Genomic DNA, 25,307 nt, shown 5'->3' with positions numbered 1-25,307 from the left:
GCACCGAGGAGAGGGGGATCCCATGGGGTACGCCCATGAGTACGCGCACGCCGTCCTGCACCGCGGCCGCGTCCCGATGGAACCCACCGACCATGTCGTGAACTGGGCCGACGGCCCGCGCAAGGGCAAGTACTACCCGCATGCGGAGGCGTTCGCGCTGCCGGAGACGGAGGACCTCCCCGACGTCCCCATCGCCCCGGGCCTGCTCCCGGGGACGGCCGAAGTCCCGGACGGCTCCGAGGGGTTCACCCTGCCGCTGCTCTCGGCCATGCTCAAGGACTCGTACGGGCTGACCGGCCGCCGCCTCGGCGTCCAGGCCAACACCGACCTGCCCGGGCTGCCGTTCTACACCCACGCCAACTGGTCGCGCGGCACCGCGGGCGGCGGCGGACTCTACCCGGTGAGCATCCACTGGGCGTCCGGCCCCTCCGGCCCGCTGCTGCCGGGGCTGCACTACTACGACGTCCACCGGCACGCCGTGCAGCGGCTGCTCGCGGGCGACGTCACCGACCGGGTGCGGGCCGCGCTCGGCCCGGACGCCCCCGCGCAGGCCTTGAAGACCGACCAGTACCTGATCCTCGGGGTCAAGTACTGGCAGAACTCGTTCAAGTACAACAGCTTCTCCTTCCACGTGGTCTCCACCGACCTCGGCACCCTCGTGCAGACCTGGCGGGTCTGGGCGGCGGCCCGGGGGCTGCGGCTCGCCCCCGCGCTCTGGTTCGACGAGCCCGGCCTCGGAGAACTCCTCGGCGTGCCGGGCGAGGAGGAGGCGGTGTTCGCCGTCGTTCCGCTGGAGTGGGACGGGCCGCCGCGCCCGGACGGGCCGTCACGCCCGGACCATGCCGCACGGCGCACCGACCCGCGCCACCGGCCCGCGGTCCTGCGGCACCGGGACGTCGAACGCTCCCGCACCCTGCTGGACTTCACGGCGCTGGAGCGCATGCACGAGGCGACCCTGGACGGCGCGACCGCCCGTCCCGCGCCCGGGGCGCTGGCCGCCGCGGCCGCGCTCCCGGACGACGGCGGGGGCGCCCGCACGGCGCTGCCCGCGCCGGTCCTGCCCGGCACGGGCGTGCGCCGGGCCCTGCGCGAACGCCGGTCCAGTTTCGGCCGGTTCGACGCCCGCCGCCGGGTGACCGCCGGGGAGCTGTCCGCGGTGCTCGCGGCCTGCGCCGGGACCCGGCTGGCCGGCGACAGCGATCCCTCCGGGGAGCTGCGGCTCGCCCGGCTGTACGTGTTCGCCGGCCATGTGGAGGGCGTCGAGCCGGGCGCGTACGCGTACGACCCCGACCGGGGCGACCTGCGCCTGGCCGCGGCCGGTCCGCAGGGCGCCTTCCTGCAGGCGAACTACTTCCTCGCCAACTACAACCTGGAGCAGGCCGGGGCGGTCCTGGTGCCGACCGTGCGCACCACCGCCGTCCTGGACGCGGTCGGCGAGCGCGGCTACCGGCTCGCCGTCGGCACCGCCGGGGCCGTCGCGCAGAGCTTCTACCTGGCGGCCGCCGCCCTGGACCTGGGCGCGGGCGTGGCGCTGGGCTTCGACAACGTCTCGTACGTCGAGCGGCTCGGGCTCGCGGACGGCGACGAGGCGCCCCTGCTCATCATGGCGCTCGGCCACGAACGGCCCGCGCCCGCCGACTTCCGCCACGAGCTGGCCTGACGGGCCCGGAGGATCCCCCATGACACAGACAGAGCCCGCCGCGGGCTCCGAAGCCCCCTGGGAGCCCGGCCGGCGCTTCGTGCTCCGTGCGGCCGGCCTGCCGATCGAGACGGTGCACGGGCTGCGCTGCCCGGGCGCCCGGCGCTGGGCGGACGCCGTGCTGGAGCAGGAGGAACGCCTGGCGACCGCCGGGGCCGCCCTCAGCGACCTCCTGCACGCCCTGGTGAAGGCGACCACCGGGCCGGACGAGCGTCCCGGCGACGCGGCGGTGCGCCGCGGCCTGCTGGACCTGCGGCGGCGGGTGTTCAACGGCCGGCCGCCCGCGGACCCCACGGCCGCCGTCCGCCTGGTGACGGAGCTGGACACGGAGACCGGCGAGCGGACCGCCGCCTGGCTGCGGGACCACGCCGGGCTCGCCCGGCTGCGGGCCGAGGGGGCGCAGCAGGTCGCCGCCGAACTCGGGGAGAGCCGAGCCGCGTTGCGCCGGGTGCTGGCCGACGAGCGGCTGCGCCGCGGACTGCTGCTGGCCTCGCCGACCCTGGACGGCCGGCTCGACGGCTATCTGCGCGACAGCAGCGCGCGCACCGGCAACCGGCTCCGCAAGATCGAGCGCGCCGCGCTCACCTACCTGTACCGCACGGCGTGCAAGACGAGCCCCTTCAGCACCTTCACCTCCATCGGCCTCGCCTCTTTCACCGGTGGCGCGGACGACGGGGCCGCCCTGGACATCGGCGAGGACGGGATGAGCCACGTCCGGCTGAACGTCGTGGCGCTGACCCGGCTGACCGAGCTGATCGGCGCCGACCCCGCCCGTCGCCAGGACCTGCCGGTGGTCCTCTCCCCCGGCTGGGAGCGCGACGCCGACCGCATCCGGTACGTCCGGCATGTCACCACCGCGGGCGACGACAGCGCGGCCGTCACCTTCGACGCGGTCCGCGACCGGCTGTTCTTCCTGCGCAGCAGCGGCGTCCTGGACCGGCTCCTGGAGTGGCTCGGCGGCCGGGACGGGGCGGTGCGATACCGGGACCTCGTCGACTGGCTGGCGACGGAGCACCGCACGGAGCGGGAGGACTGCGAGCGGTACGCGTCGGCGCTGCTCAACGTCGGCATGGTGCAGGTGCCGGTGCTGCGCACGGACGTGCACAGCCACGACCCGCTGCGCGCCTACCAGGACGCCCTGCGTTCCCTCGGCGCGCCCTGGGCGGACCGGCTCGCCGGCCTCCTGGACGGCCCCGCCGACTGCCTCGCCCGCTACCCGCGGGCCGATGTCGCCGAGCGGCGCACGCTCCTGGCCACCCTGCGCGCCCGGCTCGGGGACGCGCAGCGCGAACTGGGGGCCGCGGAGCCGTCGCTGCCGCAGACCCTGGTGTACGAGGACGTCAGCTCCGGCGACGCGCTGGTCTGCGGGCCCGGCGTGCTTTCCGGGGAGACCGGGCGGGCGCTGCGGGCCGTCGAGGGCGTGCTGCCGCTGTTCGACCTGACGCTTCCCCAGCGCATCACGCTCCTGGGTTTCTTCCTCGCCCGGTACGGCCGCGGCGGCCGCTGCGACGACCTGCTGGGCCTCGTCCACGACTTCCACGAGGACTTCTTCGACCAGTACGTGTCCTTCACCGCCACCCGCGCGCCCTTCGACGAGCAGGGCGCGTACGTGCCCGAGGAGAACTGGCTCGGGCAGGGCGAGATGAAGGTGCTCGACGCGGCCCGCCGGCGCTTCCACGACGGGATGCGGGCACTGTGGGAAGTGCACGGGACCGCGGAGGCCGAGGAGTTCGAACTGCCGGAGGAGCTGCTGTCCGGCACCGCCGCCGAACTCGTGCCGCTCACCCCGCGCTTCGTCCCGCAGAGCCACCATCTGCAGCTCTCCCGGCCCGAAACCGGAGAAGAGCTGGTCGTGCTGAACAAGTCGTACGGCGGACTGGCCTTCCCCTTCAGCCGGTTCACCCACCTGTACGACGGCGGCGGCCCCGACGGCCTTGGTGCCGGCGGCCTGTCCGAGGCGCTGCGGGCGGAGCTGGCGCTGCGCCGCCCGGAGGGCGCGGTGTTCGCGGAGGTCACCGGCGGGCCGGTGAGCAGCAATCTGAACCTGCACGGACGGCTCACCGACCACCACATCGTCTGCCCGGGCGAGACCACCACCGTGCCCGAGGAGGCCCGGATCCACCTGGACGACCTGTATGTCGAGCACGACGAGCGGGCCGGCCGTCTGGTGCTGCGCTCGCGCCGGCTCGGCCGCGAGGTGGTGCCGGTCTACCTCGGCTATCTGGTGCCGATCGCGCTGCCCGCCATCCCGCGCACCCTGCTCCTGCTCTCCCCCAGCACCATGGCCCCGTTCGACGTGTGGGCGGGCGTTCCGGAGGGCGCGGCCGAGGACGGGGTGACCCGCAGGCCACGGGTCCGGCACGGGAACGTGGTGGTCGCCCGGCGTGCCTGGACCGCCCGCGCGGACGTCCTGCCGACGCGCGACCCGGCCGCGGGCGAGGAGGCGTACTACCTGGCCTGGCAGCGCTGGCGGCGGGCGCACGGGCTGCCGGACCGCTGCTTCGCCACGGTCTCCCACCCGGGCCGGGGCCCGGTCGGCGCGAAGCCGGTGTACGTCGACTTCGACAGCCCGCTGTCGCTGTCCGCGCTCGACGCCCTGGTGGAGCGGAAGCCCGGCACGCGGGTCGCGTTCCAGGAGATGCTCCCCGCCGAGGACGCCCTGCACGTCGCCTCGCCGCTCGGCCGGCATGTCGCCGAGCTCGCCGTCGAGACCTTCACCACCCGTCCCGTCCCCGCGTCCCGCCCGGAGGTCGTCCCGTCATGCCCGAACTGACCGAGCCCGCCGCCTTCCGGGCGGCTCCGGAGGGCGCGGACGCCCCGCCCTGGCTGGCGCTGCACGTCTTCTACGCCGCCAATCCGCAGCCGCTGCTCGTCGACTGCGTGCGCCCGCTCGTCGACCGGCTCTCCGAGGAGGGCCTGGTCTCGGGGTACTTCTTCATCAACTACTGGCTGGAGGGCCCGCATGTGCGGCTCCGGCTGCGGCCGAGCCGTCCGGACGCCGAGGCGGAGGTGCGCCGGCGCGCCGAGGAGGCGATCGGCGGCTTCCTGAAGCGCCGCCCGGCGCTGTACGAGGTCGACTCCGGTTTCCTCAAGGACTTCTACAACGCCCTGTTCGACATCGAGTTCCCGGGCGAGGACCGGGCCGCGTACATGGGCGCGGACGGCCGGATGAACCTGCGGCCGAACAACTCGTACGCGTACGAGGTGTACGCCCCCGAGTACGCGAAGTACGGCGGCCCGGCCGGGGTGGAGCTCGCCGAGTGGCACTTCCGGCACTCCAGCGACCTGGTCCTGGAGGCGTACCGGAGCATGAACCTGCATCTGCGGACCGTGCTGCTCGGGACGTCCGCGCAGCTGATGATGGTGATGGCGAGCTGCTTCCTGCCGGAGGAGGAGCGGCTCGCGGACTATCTGGACTCGTACTACGCGTTCTGGCACCGGTTGTTCCCGGGGACCGGTTTCATCGGCTCGACCGAGTACGAGCAGACGTACGCGCGGATGGCGCCGTCGCTGGGGGCGCGCTTCGCGCAGGTGCGGCAGGCGGTCGGGAGCGGCGACCCGGGCCGGCTGCCGGCGTTCCTGCGCGGCTGGGCCGAGCACTGCCTGGAGCTGCGCGAGCGGGTCGTGGACCTCACCGGTCGGGGCGAGCTGGCGTTCCCGGCCTGGGACGGTCCGGCCCGTGAGGACACCGGTCAGCAGCGCACGGCGGATCCGGACGCGGCGCCGCTGGTCACGGTCACGCACGCGCCGGCGGTCCTGCCCCGGCTCCTGTCGCCGTACATGCACATGACCAACAACCGGCTGCATGTGACGATCCGGGACGAGGCGTACCTGTCGTTCGTCCTGGGCCGTGTGCTGCGCGAGCCCGCGCCCGGCACCCAGGACGCCTCGTGACCGCCGCGGACCGTGCCGGGGGCCGCGCCGCGGATGGCGCCGCGGCCCTGCGCGCCTACCGGCCCGCCCTGCGCCCGGGCGTGCTGATCGGACCGGCGGTACTGCGCGGCCCGCGCACCGTCCATCTCGTCAAACACCCCGTCGGCGGCGGCACGTTCGAGATCGGGCCGAAGGAGCACTTCGTCATCGGCCTGCTCGACGGCACGCGGAACCTGGACGACGTGGTCGCCGCGTACGCGTCCGCGTACCGGCGCCGGCTCCCCGAGGAGCAGTGGACCCGGTTGCTCGGTCTGCTGGGCGCCCGCGGACTGCTCGAGGGCTCCCCGGATCCGGCGCCGCCCGAGCCGCCGCCCGCCCGCACCGGCACCTTCTGGAAGGGCAGCCGGCGGACCGTCGCCGACGCGCACCGGACGGCCGGCCGGCTGCACAGGCTGCTCGCGCCGCTGCTGCGCCCCTGGGTGCAACTCCCGCTGCTGGCGGCCGTGCTGGCGATGACGGTCGCCGTGCTCGCGGATCCGGCGGCGTTGGCGGACGGGACGCTGGAGCTGCTTGGCCGGCCGCTGGTGCTGGTCCCGTTCGCGGTGTTCCTGTGGTTCAGCATCTGTCTGCACGAGCTCGCCCACGGCGTGGCCGCCCGGCACTACGGCGGGGTGGTCACCGAGATCGGGCTGCGCTGGCGGTTCCCGGCGATGATGATGTACTGCACGGTCGACAACTACCTGTTCCTGCCCGGACTCCGGGCGAAACTGGTGGTGGCCGCCGCCGGCGCCCACGTCAACCTCGTACTCCTGCTGCCGTTCGCGCTGTGGTGGGCGCTCCTGGAACCGGCGGACCCGGTGCGGCCGCTGCTGACCGGGATGCTGTTCGTCGGCATCGTGCAGGCCCTGAGCAATCTGGTGCCGCTGCCGCCGCTGGACGGGTACCGCATCCTCAGCCACACCCTCCGCGTCGCCAACCTCGCCCCGGAGACCCGGACTTATCTCCTTCTGCGCCGGACCGGTCGGGACGCGGTGGCCGCGTACCCGCCGCGGGCCCGCCGGATCCACACGTGGTACGCCGTGACGGCGGCCGGCCTCGTGCTGCTCGCCGTGGGCGGCACGTGCACGGCCGTCGTCCTCCTGCTGTTCCGCTGACGTCGACACGAGAGACCGCAACTCATGAATGAGGTACCCGTATGAGCTCCACCTCCCCCACCACCGGCTCCGGAGACCGGCCGGCGGTCGCGGTCGCCGACGTGACCAAGACGTACGGCGACCGCAGGGCCGTCGACGGGGTCTCGCTGTCCATCCGGCGCGGCGAGTTCTTCGGGCTGCTCGGCCCCAACGGGGCCGGCAAGTCCACCCTGGTGGAGATCATGGAAGGGCTGCGCAAGGCCGACTCCGGCACGGTGAGCGTGTTCGGCGCGTCGCCCTGGCCGCGCAACACCGACCTGCTGCCGCGGATGGGCGTGCAGACCCAGACCTCGGCGTTCTTCGTGCGGCTGACCGTCCACGAGCATCTGCGCACCGTCGCCGCCCTGTTCGGCGCGGACGGCGCGGCCGTCGACGCCACCCTCGACGCCGTCGGCCTCGGCGGACAGCGCGGCGTCCGGGTCGACAACCTGTCCGGCGGGCAGCGGCAGCGGCTCGCCATCGCGTCCGCGCTGGTCCACGGACCCGAGCTGATCTTCCTCGACGAGCCGACCGCCGCGCTCGACCCGGAGGGCCGCCGCGACCTGTGGGACGTGCTGCGGGGCCTGAAGGCCGAGGGCCGCACCATCGTGTACACCACGCACCACCTGGACGAGGCGGAGGCGCTCTGCGACCGCGTCGGCATCCTCGTGGACGGCCGGCTGGTGGTCACCGACGAGCCGCAACACCTGATCCACACCTTCGGCGCCGGCAGCCGGCTCCTGGTGCCGCTGGGCCGGATCGACGAGCAGCAGGCGCGGGAGCTGCCGGGCGTGGACGGCGTCGCCGTGCAGGGCGGGCACCTCGTCCTGGAGACCCGGGCCACCGGCCGGGTGCTCGCCGCCCTCGACGCCCTGACGGGCCTGGACGGCGTGCAGACCCGCACCCCCAGCCTCGAGGACGTCTATCTCGAACTCACCGCCCGGAAGAAGCCCGACACCGCCGGCGCCCCTGACACGGCCGGCACCACCGGCACCACCGGCACCACCGTCGCCCCGGAGAACCAGGAGCAGCAGGCATGAGCGCGTACTCCGCCCTGACCGCGGCGGGCTTCCGGGCCCAGGTCCGTGACCTGACGACCGTCTTCTTCACCTTCGCCTTCCCGCTGATCTTCCTCGTCGTGTTCGGGCTGATCTTCCGCGGACAGCAGGTCGAGGAGAGCGGCTACTCGTATCTCTCCTACACCGCCGCCGGCGTGCTGTCCTGGGGTGTCGCCAACGCCGCCGTCTTCGGCATCGGGTTCACGCTGATGCAGTGGCGGGCGGACGACATCCTGCGGATGATCCGCATGTCGCCGGCCCCGCTGTCCGCCGTGATCGGCTCCCGCTATGTCCTCGCCCTCGGCGTGGGGCTGGTGCAGTCGGTGCTGTTCGTCGGGGTGGCGATGCTGCCCGGCTTCGACCTTGTGCCCGCGTCCCGGTGGCCGCTGCTGATCCCCGTGCTGGTCCTCGGGATCACGAGCTTCCTGCTGCTCGGCGTCGTCATCGGAAGCATCGCCGACACTCCGGAGTCGGTCGCCGGCATCGCCAACTTCATCATGCTGCCGATGGCGTTCCTGTCCGGTTCGTTCTTCCCGCTGGACTCCATGCCGGAATGGCTGCAGCGCGTCTCGCTGGTGCTGCCGCTGCGCTACCTGAACGACGCGGTGTCCGGCTCCCTGACGGGCCGCGGCGATGTCTCCGACATCGGCGTGGGCTGCCTCGGGCTCGTCGTGTTCGCCGTGGTGTTCGGTGCGCTCGCGGCGCGCACCTTCCGCTGGACGAAGAAGTCATGACGACCGCGACCCGGCCGCCGCTGCCCCGTCCCATGGCGGGGGCCGTCGACGCCCTCCAGGCCGTCCTGGACGGCCGGTTCGGCGCCGGCGCCCCGCGCGTGGTGCCGGTCGGCGGGGTCGGCGCGCGGGGCGGCGACACCCGGACGGCGGACCCGTGGGCGGCCGAGCGGCCGACGGCGCTGGTCCACCTCACCGCCTCGGCGGTACTGCTCGGTCCCTGGGGCGGCGACGGCGGCGCGCCGGCCTGCGGCCGCTGCCTCGCCCTGCGCCGGCAGCGACTGCGCAGCCGCAGCGAGCGCGACGCGCTGGAGACCGGCGGACCGGACGGGCCGCGCCCGGCCGGGGCCTGGCCGCTGCTCACCGCTCACGTCCACGACACGGTGACCGCGCTGTGCGAGGCCCTCCTGTACGGGCCCCGCCCCGTACCGCCGGCCGGGCACCCGGCGGACCGGGCGCTGTCGCAGGTGACCCGGCTCGACCTGGCGGACCTGACGGTCCGCACGTACCCGCTGCTGGCCGACCCGCAGTGCCCGGACTGCGGCCCGCCCGCGCGCACCCTCACCGCGGACGAGGTCCGGCCGCTCGCGCCCGAGTCCCGGCCCAAGCCGGACCCGGACACATACCGGCTGTGCTCGGCGTTCTCGTACCCGCTGCCCGTCGAAGCCCTCGCCAATCCGGTCTGCGGGGCGCTGGGGGCCGGCACCTGGACGGACCTCACCTCCTCCACGACCGCGCCGGTGGCCGGCAGCGTGTTCATCCGGGGGTACGCGGGGCTGCACGACGTGACATGGAGCGGACAGGAGAACTCGTTCGCCACCAGCCGCCGGCTCGCGTTCCTCGAGGGCCTGGAGCGGCACGCCGGCACCCGCCGGCGCGGCGGGCAGGCGCCGGTCGTCGGCTCGTACGAGGAGCTGCGGGCGCAGGCCGTGGACCCGTCGGAGTGCGGTCTGTACGCGCCCGAGACGTACCGGGACGACCCGTCGGTCCGGCCCTTCGACCCGGCACGGCCGATTCCGTGGGAGTGGGGCTGGTCGCTGCGGGACGAGCGGCCGGTCCTGGTGCCGTCGCGGCTCGTCTACTACAGCATCCCGCTCGCCGACGACGACTTCGTCTTCGAGTGCTCCAACGGCTGCGCCATCGGCGGCTGCCTTGAGGAGGCGGTGCTGGGCGGACTGCTGGAACTGGTCGAGCGGGACTCGTTCCTGAACGGCTGGTACGGCGCGGCCCGGCTGCCCCGCATCGACCTCGCGACGGTCGGCGGCCGGACGGTCGCCGCCATGGTGGAGCGGGCCGCCCTGCAGGGCTACGACGTGCACGCCTTCGACAACCGGATCGACCTGGCGATCCCGGCCGTGACGGTGGTCGGGGTGCGCCGGGACGGGGGTCCGGGCACGCTGTCGTTCGCGGCGGCCGCCTCGCTCGATCCGCGGTCCGCCGTCGAGGGGGCGCTGTCCGAGGTGCTGAGCTACATCCCGCACCTGTCCCGGCAGACGGCCGAGCGGCGCACCGAACTGGAAGCCATGGCCGACGACTTCGCGCTGGTGCGCCATCTCAAGGACCACCCGCAGCTGTACGGGCTGCCGCGCATGGCCGGGTACGCGGACGGCTATCTGGAGCCGTCGCAGGCCCGTCCGTTCGCCGAGGTGTACCGCGACTGGGAGCACGGCGGCCGGCCGCGCACCGGCGATCTGCGCGACGACGTCGCCGTGGTCCGCGACGAGCTGGTCGCGGCGGGCCACGACGTGATCGTCGTCGACCAGACGTCGCCGGAGCAGGAGCGGATGGGGCTGCGCACGGTGGCCACGGTGGTGCCGGGGCTGCTGCCGATCGACTTCGGCTGGAACCGGCAGCGGGCCCTGCTGATGCCCCGGCTGCGCACCGCGCTGCGCCGGGGCGGGCACCGGGACCGGGACCTGACCGACGCGGAACTCCGCCTGGCCCCGCACCCCTTTCCCTGACGGCCCCCTTGCCCCTGCCCCCGACGGCCCCTTCGACCGCCGCCTCTTCCCCCGACCGTCCGCCGGGCCCGCGCCGTACGCGCGCGGGCCCCGCCCGCCCACGGAGCACCGGCCGATGAACGCGCCCGCGCAGCCCCACGAACTCCTCGTCCTCGCCGGACACGTCCTGCGGCCGGCGCTCGGCCACTATCTGGACCTGCACGCGCATCCCGAGCTGTCCGGGCAGGAGGCCCGTACGGCGGACCGGTTCGCCGCGCGGCTGACGGAGGCGGGCGGCGCGGTGACGCGCGGGGTGGGCGGCCACGGAGTCGTCGGGGTCCTGCGCAACGGGGACGGGCCCCGGGTGTGGCTGCGGGCGGAGCTGGACGCGCTGCCGGTGCGCGAGCGGACGGGGCTCGCGTACGCCAGCCGCGCCGACGGCGTCATGCACGCCTGCGGGCACGATCTGCACCTGGCGGCGGCGACCGGCGCGGCGGAGCTGCTGGCCCGCCTGTCCGACCGGTGGCGCGGCACGCTGGTCGTGGTGGGGCAGCCGGCGGAGGAGACCCTGAGCGGGGCGGAGGCGATGCTGCGCGACGGACTGTACGAGCGGTTCGGCCGGCCGGACGCGGTGCTCGCCCAGCACGCCGCGCCGCTGCCGTCCGGAACCGTCGCGCACAGCACGGGGGCCGCCCCGATGACGGGGGCTGGCGCGGTGCTCGACGTGACGGTGCACGGGGTCGGCGGCCACGCCGCCACGCCGCACCTGGCGGTGGACCCGGTCGTCGCGGCGGCGGCGATCGTGACCCGGCTCCAGAGCGTCGTCGCCCGCGAGACCGCGCCGGCCGACCAGGTGACGGTGACCGTGGGGACGCTGCGCGCCGGGACGGCCGCGAACGTCATCCCTGACCGCGCCGAACTCGGCGTCGGGGTCCGCGCGTCGGGCGAGGCGTCGCTGGACCGGGCGCTCGCCGCCGTACGGCGTGTCGTGTACGCCGAGTGCGCGGCCTCGGGCGCGCCGAAGGACCCCGAGGTGACCGTCGTGTCGCGGTCCGCGGCACTGGCCGGCGACCCGGAGGCGACGGATTCGGTCCGCGGCGCCCATGCCCGGCTCCTCGGCCCGGGGCGGGTGCTGCCCTGGCCGGGCTCGTTGGCCACGGAGGACTTCCCGCTGTACGGGGACGCGGGCGCGCGGCTCCACGGCGAGCGCCGGGTCCCGCTCGTCTACTGGATGCTGGGCGTGACCGGCCCGGAGGAGTGGAGCCGCGCCACGCCGGACGCGCCCCCGCCGGCGAACCATTCCCCGTCCTTCGCCCCCGACGTGCGCACCGCCCTGCGGCCGGCGATCGCGGCGCTCACGGCGGCGGCGCTCGACCGCTTCTCCTAGGATGCGGACATGGCCCTGGACTTCTTCGCAGGCATCCCGGTCACCGACTACGCGGCCTCGCAGGCCTGGTACGAGCGGCTGCTGGGCTCGCCGCCCGCGTTCCAGCCGAACGAGCGGGAGGCGGTGTGGGAGCTGGCGGAGCACCGCTACGTGTACATCGAGCTGCTGCCCGAGCACGCGGGCCACGCGATGCACACCGCCTTCGTCGACGACGTCGTGGCGCGGGTCGGGCAGATCGCGGAGCGGGGCATGGAGCCGTCGCGCCGCGAGACGTACCCCGAGGGCGTGAACAAGTTCGTGTACCGCGACCCGGACGGCAACGAGTTCGGTTTCGGCGGCGTGGTGGCCTGAGGCAGGGTGCGTCCATGCGGGAGCCGGTGATCATCGAGGCGCCGTCGGTGCTGGGGCTGCGGCCGTCCGGCGTCCAGGACCTGCCCGCCGCACTGCTCGGCGCCGGCCTGCGGGAGAGGCTGGGCGCACAGTGGGCGGGCCGGGTCGAGCCGCCGGCCTACGACCCGCGGCGGGACGCGGCGACGGGAGTGCTCAATCCGGACGGCATCGCGCGGTACGCGGCCGAGCTGGCGGACGCGGTCGGCGCGGTGCTGGACCGCGGGCGGTTCCCCGTGGTGCTCGGCGGCGACTGCAGCATCCTGCTGGGGAACCTGCTGGCCCTGCGCCGCCGCGGCCGCCACGGGCTGCTGTTCCTCGACGGCCACACCGACTTCTACCAGCCGTCGGCGGAGCCGACGGGCGAGGCGGCCTCGATGGAGCTCGCCCTGGCCACCGGCCGCGGCCCGTCGGCGCTCACCGACCTGGAGGGCCGCGGCCCGCTGCTGCGCGACGAGGACGTGGTGGCCCTCGGCTTCCGCGACGCCGCCGAGTCGGCGGCGGCCGGCATGCAGCCGCTGCCGCCGCGGCTGCGGGCGATGGACCTCGCCGAGGTACGGGCCGCCGGGGCCGCGGCGGCGGCGCGGGAGGCGGTCGGCCGGCTCACCTCCGGCGACGCGGCCGGGTACTGGGTCCACCTCGACGCCGACGTCCTGGACGACGCCGTGATGCCGGCCGTCGACTACCGCCTGCCCGGCGGACTGACCTGGCAGGAGCTGGAGACCGTGCTGCGGACGGCTCTGGCGGACGAACGGGCCGTGGGTCTGGACGTCACGATCTTCAACCCCCGCCTGGACCCGGACGGCACGATCGCCGCCCGCCTCGCCGCGTGCCTGCACAGGGGTCTGTCGGCACGGAGGGGCTGAGCCCTCGGCCGCCGCACCGCCCGCCGTCCCGGCCCTCGTAGGATGACGGTCGGGACGGGGCCGTAGCGCAGGGGCAGTCGCGCCTTCATGGCATGAGGGAGGACGCCGGTTCGAATCCGGCCGGCCCCCGCCCCTCGCCCACTCCGCCGAACTACCCCTCCGTCTGGCCGGTGCGGGGGTGGACGCGGGTCAGGCCGGCCTGCCAAGGGCCGTCGGCCATCTCGAACTGGACCAGCAGCGGGCCCTCGGGGAGCGGGACGACCTCGCGGCGCTTGCCGATCTCGTTGACCACGTTCTCGTCCTCGGGCAGGGCCGTGGGGTCGTCGTGGCCGGCGAGTTCGAAGGTGTTGACGATGAGGTTGTCGTCGCCGCGGTACCGGATGACGAGATCCGCGACGCCTGCCGTGTGCAGCAGCACGTCGGGGCCGCGGAGGTCCGCCTGTTCCTCCGTCAGGAGCCGGCACGCCGCGAGCGGCAGCACCGCCGCCCGCCACGGGCCCTCCGCCTCCAGTCGCAGGCGCAGGGTGCCGTTCTTCGGGACGGTGGCGAGCACCCGGCCGTAGAAGTTCTCCTCGGTGCTGTTGACGAGGTTCTCCTTCTCCTTGTTGCGCCAGTTCAGGACGGTCAGGCCGGTGTATCCGTCGCCGCGCACGTCGAGTTCGACCACGACCGGGCCCGGCGGGAGCCCGTCCACCGTGATCACGTCGTTGTCCCGGCCGCTCAGCGTGTACGGCTGGAAGACCGCGCCGTACGTCCACGGGTCCACCGGGACGGGCGGGACGGGCAACGGCACGGGCTGCTGGGGCACGGCGTACTGCGGCAGCGTGTGCTGCGGTGCGGGCGGTTGGGGCACGGCGTACTGCGGGACGGCCGGCTGCGGCATCGGCGGCGGGGCTGGAGGCAGCGGCTGCTGCGGTACGGGCTGGTGCGGCAGCGTGTGCTGCGGTGCGGGCGGTTGCAGGGCGTACGCCTCCGCCGGCGCGGCTGGCGCGGGGCCCGCGCCGGCGACCGCCACCCCGTGGTCCGTGGCCAGGCCCTCGATGCCGTTCTCGTAACCCTGGCCCACCGCGCGGAACTTCCAGCCGCCCGCGCGCCGGTACAGCTCCGCCAGGACCATCGCCGTCTCCCCCGCGGCGTCGGTCACGTCGTACCGGACGACCGGCGTGCCGTCGGGCGCGAACGCCTCCACGGCCAGGCCGGCCACGTCCCGCATCGCCCGTCCGCCCTCCGTCGAGCCGACGATCAGGACGCGGGCGATCTGCTCCTCCACGGCCTGCAGCGCCACCTCCAGCCACGCCGTGCCGGCCTGCGCATCCGACAGGCGCACCGTGCCCGTCGGATGCGCCGGCGCGCCGTGGAACACCACGTCCGCGTCGCCCCGCACCACTCCGCTCTCCGTGAGCAGCAGCGCCATCGCGTCCACGCCGCCGGTCACGGCGATCCGCAACGGCACGGTCGGCACGAAGCCGTTGGCTCCCTTGATCATCGCCCCCACAGTGCTGCACCGACCCCTTCCGAGAAGTCCCCACCCCTGTCGATCACGGAACGATCTTGCAGCCGGGCCGCACTCCGGGCAAGTGCCCACGTACCGGTGATTTGGCCGAACTGCATGTAGACCACATAGGTGCCCGGGGCATGTAGTGGAGAGATGTCGAAAGCCGTGGCGTTCCCCCAAGACCGCAGCTGCCCCTACCACCCCCCGACCGGCTACCCGCAGACCGACGACGAGCGCCCGCTGTCCCGGGCGACGCTCTGGGACGGACGTCAGGTCTGGCTGGTGACCGGGCACACGGCCGCCCGCGCGCTCCTCGCGGACCAGCGGCTCTCCACCGACACCACCCGGGCCGACTTCCCGATCCCGAGCGAGCGCGCCGTGGGCCTGGCCCGGCGGCGCCGGACGGCGCTGCTCGGCATGGACGACCCGGAGCACAACGCCCAGCGCAGGCTGCTGATCCCGAGCTTCACGCTCAAGCGGGCGGAGCGGCTGCGGCCGCGCATCCAGGAGATCGTGGACCGGCTCCTCGACGCCCTGGAGGCCCAGGGGCCGCCGGCCGAACTGGTCGGCGGGTTCGCGCTGCCGGTGCCGTCCATCGTGATCTGCGAACTGCTCGGCGTGCCGTACGAGGACCACGACTTCTTCGAGGAGCAGTCCCGGCGGCTGCTGCGCGGCCCGACGGCGGCGGACGCCGAGGAGGCCCTGGAGCGGCTGGAGGGCTACCTCGGCGAACTGATCGACCGCAAGCGCGACAAGCCCGGTGAGGGCGTTCTCGACGATCTGGTGACGCGGGCCTGGGAGGAGGGCGGTCCCGGCCGCCAGGAGCTGGTGGACCTCGCCACGATCCTGCTGGTCGCCGGGCACGAGACCACGGCGAACATGATCTCCCTGGGCACGTACACGCTGCTGAGCCACCCGGAGCGGCTGGCCCAACTGCGGGCGGACCCGGCGCTCGTCCCGGTCGCCGTCGAGGAGTTGCTGCGGTTCCTGTCGATCGCGGACGGGATGCTGCGCGTCGCCCGTGAGGACATCCCCGTCGAAGGGGTGCCGGGGGCGGTGATCCGCGCGGGCGAGGGAGTGGTGTTCTCGACGTCCGTGATCAACCGGGACTCCGCCGCGTTCAGCGAGCCCGACGCGCTCGACTGGGGCCGCTCCGCGCGCCACCACGTGGCTTTCGGATACGGCATCCACCAGTGCCTGGGGCAGAACCTGGCCCGGGCGGAGCTGGAGATCGCGCTCGGCTCGCTGCTGCGCCGGCTGCCGGGGCTGCGCCTCGCCGTGCCTGCGGACGAGGTGCCGTTCAAGCCGGGCGACACGATCCAGGGCCTGCTCGAACTCCCCGTCACCTGGTGAGAGGAACCACCCGCATGTCTCTGCCCGTCGGCAACTCCGTCGACCGCACGGTATGCATCGGCGCCGGCCAGTGCGCCCTGACCGCGCCGGACGTGTTCAGCCAGGACGACGACGGCTTCGGGACGGTACGGCCGGGCCGGGAGGAGGCCGGCGGGGCGATGCTGCGCGAGGCCGCCCGCGCCTGCCCGGTGGGGGCGGTCACCGTCCGGGACACCGTCCGCGGGTCCGGCGGCTGACGCCCGTGCCCGCCCCGGCCGGATCCGGGGCGGGCGCGCGCGGCACGCGGGGCGTCAGGACGCGGGGAGGGTCGAGACGACCTTGCCCGAGACGTCGGCGGCGAGATAGCCGCTGGCCCGGTATTCGTTGATGAGGTAGAAGCGCAGCGTCGGGCGGTCGTCGTTGAACGTCCAGCGGTCGACGACGACGTAGCGCATCGTCGGCTTGTCGACCTTGAGGTCGCGTTCGGCGCGCTTCATCAGCGCGGGAAGGCTGTCCCAGGGCATCGTGGACACGTCGAAGGGCTGCTCGTCGGCGTCGTCGGCGCTGATGGTGCCGCCGGGGCCGGTCTTCCTGGCCACGCCGTCCCGGTACTGGTACGCGTCGTAGGTCTTCGCGCCCGGCCGGGTCGGGATGTTCGCGAGGGCGTACTCCTCGTAGATCGTCAGGTCCTTCATCGTCGTGCTCCCGCCGGCCTGACGGAACGCCTCGACGACGGCGCGGACGTTGGCGGTGGTGAGGAGGCTGCCGCGGACCTCGGGGGCGGAGGACGGTGTCGTGCCGACGCCGGAGTCGCGGCCCGGGGTGCGGGCCGAACTCGTCGGCGAGGCACCGCCCTTCGCCCCGGTCTTCCCGCCGCCGCCTTCGCCGCCGTCCGGCAGCAGGTTCACCACGCCGACGACCGCGGCGACCGCGAGGACGAGGCCGACGGCGACCCCGGCGGCGCGCTTGCGCGGGCCGGCGGCAGCGGTGGTGGGCAGGGTCGGCGGACCGAAGCCCGCGCCCGGGCCGCCCGGCCCGCCCGGCGCGACGGGCGGACCGTAGGCGGGGTGCGGGTACGGCGTCGGCGCGTACGGGCCGGGGGCCGCGGGACCGGGGCCGGGAGCGGCAGGGGCCTGTGCCGCCGGCACGGCCGCGAGCGCGTCGCCGGCGCCGCCGGTCTCCGCGTGGGCCAGCAGCCGGTCCAGGAGCGCTCCGTCCGGCCGCTGCGCCGGGTCGCGGACGAGCAGCCGGGTCAGTACGGGACCCAGCGCGCCGGACCGCACCGGCGCGGGGATCGGGTCGTCGAGCACCGCGACCACGGTCGCGAGGCCGGTGGCGCGGCGCAGCGGGTGGTGGCCCTCGGTCGCCACGTACAGGAGCATGCCGAGCGACCACAGGTCGGAGGCCGGGTTGCCCTCCTCGCCTCGGACCCGCTCGGGGGCGATGAACTCGGGCGAGCCGATCAGGTCGCCTGTGGAGGTGAGCCGGGAGGTGGCTCCGTCGAACGCGGCGATGCCGAAGTCGGTGAGCACGGCCCCGCCTTCGCGGCGGAGCAGGACGTTGGCCGGTTTGACGTCGCGGTGCTGGATGCCGGCGGCGTGCGCGGCCCGCAGCGCGGAGAGGACCTGGCGGCCCAGGGCGAGCGCCTCGGGGACGGACATCGGGCCCTCGGCGAGCCGGTCGTGGACCGAGCGGCCCTCGACGAGCTCCATCACGATCCACGGGTGCGAGCCGTCCAGCGGGTCGACGATGTGGTGGATCGTCACGACGTGCGGGTTCGACAGCCGGGCCAGGGCGCGGGCCTCGCGGACGGCGCGTTCGCGCAGCTGCTCGGCGAAGCCGGGGGTCGCCTCCTCGACGGCCGGGTCGGGCGGGCGGACCTCCTTGAGGGCGACGTCGCGGTCGAGGGCGATGTCGCGGGCGCGCCAGACGGTGCCCATGCCGCCGCTGCCGAGTCGGGAGATCAGTCGGAAGCGTCCGTCGACCAGGGGTCTTCGGTCGTCATTCGTGCTCATGGGCGGTCATCGTAGGCGGTGCGGGTGACAGACCGGAGGGGGCCCGGCCTGTCACCCGGCGAAGGGTGCCGCGGCGCGGTTACGGCGCCATGTCGTACGCGCCGGACAGCGCCTCGACGCGCTGCCAGACCCGCCCCGAGCGCTCCGTGTCGACGACCGGGCGGCGGACCGCGCCGAGCGCCCATTCCTGCTGCGCCTCGGTCGCGGAGTCCTTGCCGTGGAGTTCGACGGCGTGCGCGGAGTAGTCGCGGACGAGGACGGCGAACAGCTCGTCGAGCACGTCCGCGTCGAGACCGGTCAGAGCGGCCTGTTCCAGGACGAGCTGGGCGTGGACGACCAGCGCGAACAGCTGGCCGACGGCGAGCAGCAGGTCGAGGTCCCGGCTCTGCTCCTCGTCGGGGGCGACGGTGGCGACGAACTCGCAGAGCGCGTCGGCCTGTTCGCGCAGGCGGGCGACGTTGGGCAGGTGCGCGTAGGCGTCGAAGGCGGGCCGCCAGTCGTGGAAGCGCACCGAGCCGAGGCCGCGGGCGGGGCCCTGGCGGAAGAGGAAGTCGTCGTCGGCCGCGTCGAGGCGGGTCGGGACGGCGGGGTACTCGACCGGTTCGAGCAGGTGGTTGCGCATGAACTTGAGGATCAGCGCGAGGTTGACGTGGACCGTGCCCTCCAGCTTGGGCAGTCCGCGGATCTCGACGGCGGCCTGGGCGAAGTAGTTGTCCTTCTCGAAGCCCTTGGCGGCGATGACGTCCCACATGAGGTCGATGACCTTCTCGCCCTCGGTGGTCACCTTCATCTTCGTCATCGGGTTGAAGAGGAGGTAGCGGCGGTCGTCGGGTCCCGCGGTGCGGAAGTAGTCGACGGCGCGGTCGCTGAACAGCTTCATGCCGACGAGCCGGACGTACGCGTCGGTGAGCTCGCGGCGCACGTGCGGGAAGGCGGTGACGGGGCGGCCGTACAGGATGCGGTTCTGGGCGTGGGTGACGGCCTCGTACATCGCGTGCTCGCAGATGCCGATGGAGGCGGTGCAGAGGTTGAACTTGCCGACGTTGACGGTGTTGAGGGCGGCGTCGAAGGCGGCGCGGCCCGTGTGCAGCACGTCCTCGGCGGCGACGGGGTAGTTCTCGAGCCGGAACTCGCTGACGAACTTGGACGAGTCGACGACGTTCTTCACCAGGTGGTAGTCCGGGTGCCGGCTGTCGGCGGCGAAGAAGACGTAGGCGTCGGGGCCCTCGACGTCGGTGCGGCGGCCGAAGACGGAGACGAGTCCGGCGGCGTTGCCGTTGCCGATGTAGTACTTGGAGCCGGTGGCGCGGAAGCCGCCCCGGCCGTCGGGCTCCAGGAGCATGTCGGTGGAGTAGATGTCGGCGCCGTGCGTCTTCTCGGACAGGCCGAAGGCGAACACCTCGCCCTGGGCGAGGAGTTCGGCGGCGCGGGCGCGCGCGGCGGCGTTCCCGCTCTGCCAGACCGGGCCGAGGCCGAGGATGGTGACCTGCCAGGCGTACCAGTAGTCCAGGCCGTAGAAGCCGAGGATCTCGTTGAGCGCGGCGATGCGGGCGGTGTCCCAGCGCTTGTCGGCGCCGTCCCGGCCGGCGTCGGACGCGGGGGTGAGGAAGGTCGCGAACAGCCCCTCCTTGGCGGCGAAGGCCAGGAAGTCGCCGAGCCAGGCGCGGGTGCGGTAGTCCTCGATCAGCTGCCGCCGGCCCCGCTCCTCGAACCAGTCGACGGTGGCCCGCAGCAGCCGGCGGGTCTCCGGGTCGAAGTGCGCGGGGTCGTACGTCTTCGGGTTGAACAGGAGCGCGTCGGCCATGGCTGGTGCCGCCTTTCGGTGACGGATTTCGGTGACGGATCGGGAGGTTCGGGGTCAGCTTTCGGCGCGGAACCGGTGGAGGGTGGCGAGCACGTCGTCGAGCCAGGCGATCATCATGCGTTCGTACGCGATGCCGCCCCGCAGCACGACGTGCTGCAGTTCCCGCTCGGAGTCGGCGGGCCCGTAGGAGCCGTCGTCGGGGCGGCTGCCGAAGTCCCGTGTCTCACCGGCGAGATAGTGGTCGAGCCGTTCGGCGTGCGTCCGGCGGTGCCGCTCGACCTCGCGGATCAGGGCGGCCGGATCGTCGAAGGCGGCGCCGCGGATCTTCACGGCGAGGTCGTGGCGCACGGTCTCGGGCTCGATCGGGTCGTGCAGCCAGCTGGTGAGCGCGGCCCGCCCGAGGTCGGCGACGGAGTACTCCTTCTTGTCCGGCCGGCCGTGCTGCGGCACTTCCCGCACGTCGATCCAGCCGTCGTTCTCCATCCGCTTGAGCACGCGGTAGATCTGCTGGTGGGTGGCGGTCCAGAAGTAGCCGATGGACCGTTCGAACCGCCGGGCCAGCTCGTAGCCGGAACCCGGCTTCTCAAGGAGCGACACGAGGATCGCGTGTTCGAGCGCCATGCCCCAGATCTTGCTATGCAACTCGTTGCATAGCAAGTCTGGTCGCGGCCTCTCCCTGTTCTCGAGCGGGAGGAACGTAGGCTCGGGGCGGCAACCTTGCGACGAGGAGGGTCCATGAACTCCGCCGATGCCGGCCGGCAGCAGTTGGACGCGGTCAGCGTTCTCAATGCGAAGACCACGCTCGTGCAGCTTCTGGGACGGGCGGGGGTCTACTCGGGGGACGCGGAGGAGTTGATCGGGATCGTCGAGGCCGGGGCGCTGGCCGTCGCGCACCGGGAGGCGCGGGAGGTCAAGAAGCAGGCGCCGCGGGAGAAGGGGGAGCTGTACGAGTCGGGGTGGCACGACGGGGTGCGGGCCGTGGCCGTCGAACTCGGCGCGCTGTCGGAGCGGACCCTGCTGCAGGCCGTGCGGGCGGACAAGGCCGCCGAAGGGCGGACGCCCGTCGGGCGGATGGAGGTGGAGCGGGCGAAGGTCGCGGTCACGCCGCTGCACCTGACGTTCACCGCCGAGTCCGCGCTCGACCCCGAGGTCTCCGAGCAGGTGCTGGTCGCCGTGCTCGCCACGATGACCGCCCGGGAGCGCGCCGGGTACGCGGGCCTGCTCACCGAGTACGCGGCCGATCGTCGCGTCCGGCTCGAGCGGCTGTTCGCCGAGTACGGGCCCGGGAGCCCGATCGCGATCCACGGCCGGTACTCGCTCCTCCACTCCCCCACCTGCATCGCCGTCCTGGAGCGGCTCGGCTCCGTGCCGGAGCCGCTGCGGGAGGAGTGGGACGCGGCCGAGCTGCCGCCGGCCTGGCTGGACGGGCTGTGGGCCGCCTGGGAGGCCTCGGCCTGATCCCGGCTCAGGCGTCGAGCAGGCGCCAGATACTCAGGGCCAGCCTGGCCCTGGTCAGGCCGGCGGGCTCGGTCAGGTCGACGCCCAGGGCCCTGCCCAGGGCGTCGATGCGCCGGGCCACGCTGCTGTGGTGCAGGTGGAGCAGGTCGGCGGCGCGGCGCAGCGAGCCGGTGACGCAGTACGCCTCCAGGGTCTCCAGGTCGTCGCCGTGCGCGGCGATGCGGGCGACCGCGGCCACGTCGGCGTTGTCGCGGCAGGCGGCCTCGGGGATCTCGTCGAGCAGGGCGAGGGCGCCCAGGTCGGCGTAGCGGACGACGGGTTCGCGGGGGCCGGTGAAGCGGAGCGCGGCGCGGGCCTGCCGCCAGGCGCGGTGGGGTGCGCCGTCGTCGCCGATGCCGGCGCGTACCCCGGCGGGGAAGCGTCCGGCGTCCACGGCGGCGGCCAGGATGACGCCGACGTCGGCCAGCGGCGCCGCCTTGACCGGGCGGGACGCGCAGATCAGGCCGCCGATCCGGTCCAGCGGCAGCTCCGACCGCACGGCGACGACGTGCACCGGCCGGTCCGCGGCGAAGCCGAGCAGCCGCAGCGCGCGGGCCCGCGCCGCCTCGTCGCTGCCGGCGCTGACGACGAGTTCGACGAGGGCCGGGTCGGCCATGGTCGTACGGGCCGGGCCGTACCGTTCGACGGCCGCGGCGGCGGCGAGGGCGAGCCGGTCGAGGAGCACCTCGTCGAGGGGGCCCGGCGGTCCGGGGCGCTCCAGCCAGACCGTGCCGATCTCCTCGTCGTCGAGGGTGACCGGCGTCGTCGTCGACGCGGGCCCGGCCGGTCCGGCGGCCGGCGTGCCCTCGGGCGCGATGCGGATCGCCCGTCCCGTTCCGTGCAGCCGGATCCCGGCCACGCATTCGGCGAGGCCCGCCGAGGAGCGGGCGAGCGCCGGGAGGTCCACCCGCCGGCGCATCAGGGTGTCGTAGAACGCGACGATGCGGAACGCGCCGTCCACATACGGATCGAGTCCCGACAGGCGTACGGCCAGTGCCTCCATGCCTGAAGGATAGAGCGGGGGCGGCGCGCCGTTCGGTGCGTCATGGGCGCCGGATGCGCGACGTCCGGCGGCTGATCCGGCCGGGGTCCGGCGGGCACGATGGCTCGCATGGATCCCGAACTCGAAGCCTTCATCCCGTTCCTGCCCGAGATGGACATGCGCGATCCGGCCGCCTCCCGCCGGGCCTTCGCCGACCGCGCCGCCGCCGCGCCCCCGCCGGACACCGCACACCTGGACGTCGAGGACCGCACGGTGCCGGCCGACCCGGACGTCCCGGTGCGCATCTACCGCCCGCGCGACGCCCACGGCGCGATCGTGTGGATGCACGGCGGCGGAGGCGTCTTCGGCACCCTGGACACCGAGCACCCCTGGGCGGCCCGGATCGCCGAGGGCTCCGGGGCGACGGTGATCTCGGTGGGCTACCGGCTCGCCCCCGAGCACCCGTTCCCCGCCGCCCAGGACGACGCGTACGCGGTGCTGGCCTGGGCCGCCGGGCACGCGGCGGAGCTGGGCCTCGACCCGGAGCGCATCGCCGTCGGCGGGCACAGCGCCGGCGGCGGCATCGCGGCCGGCGTGGCGCTGCGGGCGCGTGACGAGAAGGGGCCGGCGATCCGGTTCCAGCTGCTGAACCAGCCGGGCCTGGACGACCGTCAGGAGACCTGGTCGGCGCGGAACTTCACCGACACCCCCTGGTTCGACAGCAGGAAGGCCGCCCTGGCGTGGCGGCACGTCCTCGGCTCGCGGCCGGCCACCCCGTACACGGCGCCGGCGCGGGCGGCCGACCTGTCCGGGCTGCCGCCCGCGTACGTCTCGACCGCGGAGTACTGCCCGAACCGTGACGAGGACATCGCGTACGCGCTGCGCCTGATGGAGGCCGGGGTCACGGTGGAGCTGCACCAGTGGCCGGGCACCTTCCACGGCTCGCAGGCGCTGCTGTCGGCGGACGTCTCGCAGCGGCAGAACGCCGAGCTGTGCGCGGCGCTGCGCCGGGCGCTCGCGGACTGACCCGGGGGACGGGAAGGGCGCCGGACCGCCGCCATTCGGGGCAACCGCCCCGAAGGGCGGCGCGGCTATGGCGGCTTGCGGTTATCCATGGCCGCAGCCGCCTCGACGAGGCGAGCGTCCGAGCCCGACCCGAGAGGGGCGCCCCATGGCAGTCCAGCCCGTTCCCGCGGAGTATCCGCGCATCACCCCGTACCTGTGCGTCGACGGCGCCGCCGCCGCGATCGACTTCTACGTGTCCGTGCTCGGCGCCGAGGAGCGGTCCCGGATGCCGGCGCCCGGCGGGAAGATCGGCCACGCCGAGATCCAGCTGGGGAACTCGATCGTCATGCTGGCCGACGAGTACCCCGACATGAACTTCCGCTCCCCGAAGGCGATCGGCGGCACGCCGATGACGCTGCACGTGTACGTCGAGGACGTCGACGCGGTGTTCGCCAAGGCCCTGGCCCAGGGCGCCAAGGAGCTGTCGGCGGTCAAGGACGAGTTCTACGGCGACCGGGCCGGCCAGTTCGAGGACCCGTTCGGCCACCGCTGGAGCGTGGCCTCGCACATCGAGGACGTCTCCGCGGAGGAGATGGAGAAGCGGGCCGCGAAGGCCATGGAGGGCATGGACCCCGACGCGAAAAGCAGCTGAGCGGGCAGATAGGTTGTCCCGTATGAATGCGACGCCCACGCACAAGGACAGCCCGAGTCGTACCGCGCTGGTCGAGGAGCTGATGGGGCGGTTCCCGCACGTGCCGCGGGAGGCGGTGATCAAGGAGGACCTGCTGCGCGGCGGCATGGCCTTCGACGAGTCCGCGCTCAGCGGCACCGCGGACGGCGGCTCCGGGGACGTGAAGCCGAAGTCGTACTTCATCTTCTCCTTCGACCACCGCACCCTGCCGGAGCTGGGCGCCGCCGCGCTGAACCGCCCTCCGGAGGAGATCGTGCTCACCGGCGGCCCCTACGAGCTGCGTCGCACGGTGGTGTCGGTGCGGGTCAACCCCGACTCCCCGTACGTGGTGCGCGGCGGCGAGGACGGTTCCCTCGGCCTGTACCTGGACGGCCGGCGGATCTCCGACGTCGGCCTGCCGCCGATGCCGGAGTACTACCGGCACAAGCTCTCCAACGGGAAGTCGGTGATGGAGGTCGCGCCCACCATCCAGTGGGGCTACCTCATCTATCTGACGGTGTTCCGGGTCTGCCAGTACTTCGGGGCCAAGGAGGAGTGCCAGTTCTGCGACATCAACCACAACTGGCGCCAGCACAAGGCCGCGGGACGGCCGTACACCGGTGTGAAGCCGGTCGAGGAGGTGCTGGAGGCGCTGGAGATCATCGACCGGTACGACACGGCCGGCACCTCCCGCGCGTACACGCTCACCGGCGGCTCGATCACCTCGAAGGTCGCCGGCCGCGACGAGGCGGACTTCTACGGCCACTACGCCAAGGCCATCGAGGAGCGCTTCCCCGGGCGCTGGACCGGCAAGGTCGTCGCGCAGGCGCTGCCGCGTGACGCCGTGCAGCGGTTCCACGACTACGGCGTCCGGATCTACCACCCCAACTTCGAGGTGTGGGACCGGCGGCTGTTCGAGCTGCACTGCCCCGGCAAGGAGCGGTACGTCGGCCGCGACGAGTGGCACCGCCGGATCCTGGACTCCACGGAGGTGTTCGGGCCGCGCAACGTGATCCCGAACTTCGTGGCCGGCATCGAGATGGCGGAGCCGTTCGGCTTCACGAAGGTCGACGAGGCGATCGCGTCGACGCAGGAGGGCCTGCGGTTCTTCATGTCGCACGGCGTGGTGCCCCGGTTCACCACCTGGTGCCCGGAGCCGACCACCCCGCTGGGCAAGGCCAACCCTCTGGGCGCGCCGCTGGAGTACCACATCCGGCTCCTGGAGACGTACCGGGCGACGCTGGAGGAGTTCGGGCTGAGCTCCCCGCCGGGGTACGGTCCGGCCGGTCCGGGGCGGGCGGTGTTCTCGGTCAGCTCGTTCATGGACAGCCTGGAGGGGCTGGAGCAGCCGGAGTCCTGACGGACGCGGGCGGACGGGGCGGGGCGAGAGGGGC

The 25,307-nt window shown here is 74.1% G+C and carries 21 protein-coding genes and 1 tRNA gene; 17 read left to right on the top strand and 5 right to left on the bottom strand.

The annotated features are described in order from the left end of the window. Positions 1-22 precede the first annotated feature (22 nt). The 11 genes from ACGFMM_RS14795 to ACGFMM_RS14745 all read left to right on the top strand — a co-directional run bounded on the left by ACGFMM_RS14795 (position 23) and on the right by ACGFMM_RS14745 (position 13,242). Positions 23-1,660: a nitroreductase family protein gene (locus ACGFMM_RS14795; protein WP_393646567.1), complete on the top strand. Its 1,638-nt coding sequence runs from the start codon at positions 23-25 to the stop codon at positions 1,658-1,660. Positions 1,661-1,679: 19 nt separating this feature from the next. Beyond that, positions 1,680-4,472: a lantibiotic dehydratase gene (locus ACGFMM_RS14790; protein WP_393646565.1), complete on the top strand. Its 2,793-nt coding sequence runs from the start codon at positions 1,680-1,682 to the stop codon at positions 4,470-4,472. Then, on the top strand, positions 4,460-5,593 hold the full coding sequence (locus tag ACGFMM_RS14785) for a lantibiotic dehydratase C-terminal domain-containing protein (protein ID WP_393646563.1): 1,134 nt from the start codon (positions 4,460-4,462) through the stop codon (positions 5,591-5,593). The genes ACGFMM_RS14790 and ACGFMM_RS14785 overlap by 13 nt, the downstream gene beginning before the upstream one ends. Continuing rightward, positions 5,590-6,726 carry a metalloprotease gene (locus ACGFMM_RS14780; RefSeq protein ID WP_393646561.1) on the top strand — a complete coding sequence of 379 codons (1,137 nt, stop codon included), beginning with the start codon at positions 5,590-5,592 and terminating at the stop codon, positions 6,724-6,726. The genes ACGFMM_RS14785 and ACGFMM_RS14780 overlap by 4 nt, the downstream gene beginning before the upstream one ends. 41 nt (positions 6,727-6,767) lie before the next feature. After that, positions 6,768-7,784 (top strand): ATP-binding cassette domain-containing protein, encoded by a 1,017-nt coding sequence (locus ACGFMM_RS14775; RefSeq protein WP_393646559.1) that lies wholly within the window; start codon positions 6,768-6,770, stop codon positions 7,782-7,784. Next, a complete protein-coding gene (locus ACGFMM_RS14770) occupies positions 7,781-8,536 on the top strand; it encodes an ABC transporter permease (RefSeq protein ID WP_393646557.1) in 756 nt (251 codons plus the stop codon). The genes ACGFMM_RS14775 and ACGFMM_RS14770 overlap by 4 nt, the downstream gene beginning before the upstream one ends. Next, complete coding sequence (locus ACGFMM_RS14765) at positions 8,533-10,494, top strand: TOMM precursor leader peptide-binding protein (protein WP_393646555.1); 1,962 nt, start codon at positions 8,533-8,535, stop codon at positions 10,492-10,494. Before ACGFMM_RS14770 ends, ACGFMM_RS14765 begins: the two co-directional genes overlap by 4 nt. Positions 10,495-10,609: 115 nt before the next feature. After that, positions 10,610-11,860 (top strand): amidohydrolase, encoded by a 1,251-nt coding sequence (locus ACGFMM_RS14760; protein ID WP_393646554.1) that lies wholly within the window; start codon positions 10,610-10,612, stop codon positions 11,858-11,860. 9 nt (positions 11,861-11,869) lie between these two features. Further along, on the top strand, positions 11,870-12,211 hold the full coding sequence (locus tag ACGFMM_RS14755; protein WP_393646553.1) for a VOC family protein: 342 nt from the start codon (positions 11,870-11,872) through the stop codon (positions 12,209-12,211). A 14-nt stretch (positions 12,212-12,225) separates the two neighbouring features. Continuing rightward, a complete protein-coding gene (locus ACGFMM_RS14750) occupies positions 12,226-13,113 on the top strand; it encodes an arginase family protein (protein WP_393646551.1) in 888 nt (295 codons plus the stop codon). 56 nt (positions 13,114-13,169) lie between these two features. Beyond that, positions 13,170-13,242: transfer RNA gene (locus ACGFMM_RS14745), tRNA-Ala, on the top strand. Between the two features lie 22 nt (positions 13,243-13,264). Here ACGFMM_RS14745 and ACGFMM_RS14740 read toward each other — a convergent pair. After that, complete coding sequence (locus tag ACGFMM_RS14740) at positions 13,265-14,599, bottom strand: TerD family protein (protein WP_393646550.1); 1,335 nt, start codon at positions 14,597-14,599, stop codon at positions 13,265-13,267. Between the two features lie 162 nt (positions 14,600-14,761). Here ACGFMM_RS14740 and ACGFMM_RS14735 point away from each other — a divergent pair, with 162 nt between their 5' ends. Further along, on the top strand, positions 14,762-15,961 hold the full coding sequence (locus ACGFMM_RS14735) for a cytochrome P450 (protein WP_393646549.1): 1,200 nt from the start codon (positions 14,762-14,764) through the stop codon (positions 15,959-15,961). Positions 15,962-15,975: 14 nt separating this feature from the next. After that, positions 15,976-16,197 (top strand): ferredoxin, encoded by a 222-nt coding sequence (locus tag ACGFMM_RS14730; RefSeq protein ID WP_393646547.1) that lies wholly within the window; start codon positions 15,976-15,978, stop codon positions 16,195-16,197. Between the two features lie 54 nt (positions 16,198-16,251). On the opposite strand, the gene ACGFMM_RS14725 is transcribed toward ACGFMM_RS14730, so the two are convergent. The 3 genes from ACGFMM_RS14725 to ACGFMM_RS14715 all read right to left on the bottom strand — a co-directional run bounded on the left by ACGFMM_RS14725 (position 16,252) and on the right by ACGFMM_RS14715 (position 20,380). Continuing rightward, positions 16,252-17,955, bottom strand: a complete 1,704-nt coding sequence (locus ACGFMM_RS14725) for a serine/threonine-protein kinase (protein ID WP_393646545.1) — start codon at positions 17,953-17,955, stop codon at positions 16,252-16,254. A 79-nt stretch (positions 17,956-18,034) separates the two neighbouring features. Next, entirely contained in the window at positions 18,035-19,759 is a 1,725-nt protein-coding gene (locus ACGFMM_RS14720; RefSeq protein ID WP_393646543.1) for an acyl-CoA dehydrogenase family protein, read from the bottom strand. Between the two features lie 54 nt (positions 19,760-19,813). Beyond that, a complete protein-coding gene (locus ACGFMM_RS14715; RefSeq protein ID WP_393646542.1) occupies positions 19,814-20,380 on the bottom strand; it encodes a PadR family transcriptional regulator in 567 nt (188 codons plus the stop codon). A gap of 114 nt (positions 20,381-20,494) precedes the next feature. On the opposite strand from ACGFMM_RS14715, the gene ACGFMM_RS14710 reads away from it, so the two are divergent. Further along, a complete protein-coding gene (locus ACGFMM_RS14710) occupies positions 20,495-21,217 on the top strand; it encodes a hypothetical protein (protein WP_393646540.1) in 723 nt (240 codons plus the stop codon). Positions 21,218-21,224: 7 nt separating this feature from the next. Here the strand turns inward: ACGFMM_RS14710 and ACGFMM_RS14705 are convergent, their stop codons facing one another. Next, entirely contained in the window at positions 21,225-22,259 is a 1,035-nt protein-coding gene (locus ACGFMM_RS14705) for a PucR family transcriptional regulator (RefSeq protein ID WP_393646538.1), read from the bottom strand. A gap of 108 nt (positions 22,260-22,367) precedes the next feature. Here ACGFMM_RS14705 and ACGFMM_RS14700 point away from each other — a divergent pair, with 108 nt between their 5' ends. From ACGFMM_RS14700 to ACGFMM_RS14690, 3 genes are all read left to right on the top strand, one after another. Further along, entirely contained in the window at positions 22,368-23,264 is an 897-nt protein-coding gene (locus tag ACGFMM_RS14700) for an alpha/beta hydrolase (protein ID WP_393646536.1), read from the top strand. Between the two features lie 145 nt (positions 23,265-23,409). Beyond that, complete coding sequence (locus tag ACGFMM_RS14695) at positions 23,410-23,895, top strand: VOC family protein (RefSeq protein ID WP_393646535.1); 486 nt, start codon at positions 23,410-23,412, stop codon at positions 23,893-23,895. 22 nt (positions 23,896-23,917) lie between these two features. Beyond that, positions 23,918-25,273, top strand: coding sequence for a radical SAM protein (locus ACGFMM_RS14690; protein ID WP_393646533.1), 1,356 nt, complete (start codon positions 23,918-23,920; stop codon positions 25,271-25,273). The last annotated feature ends 34 nt before the right edge of the window (positions 25,274-25,307 follow it).

The sequence above is a fragment of the Streptomyces sp. NPDC048604 genome (assembly GCF_043199435.1).
Lineage (GTDB): Bacteria > Actinomycetota > Actinomycetes > Streptomycetales > Streptomycetaceae > Streptomyces.
This window is presented reverse-complemented; position numbering and strand designations above follow the sequence as displayed.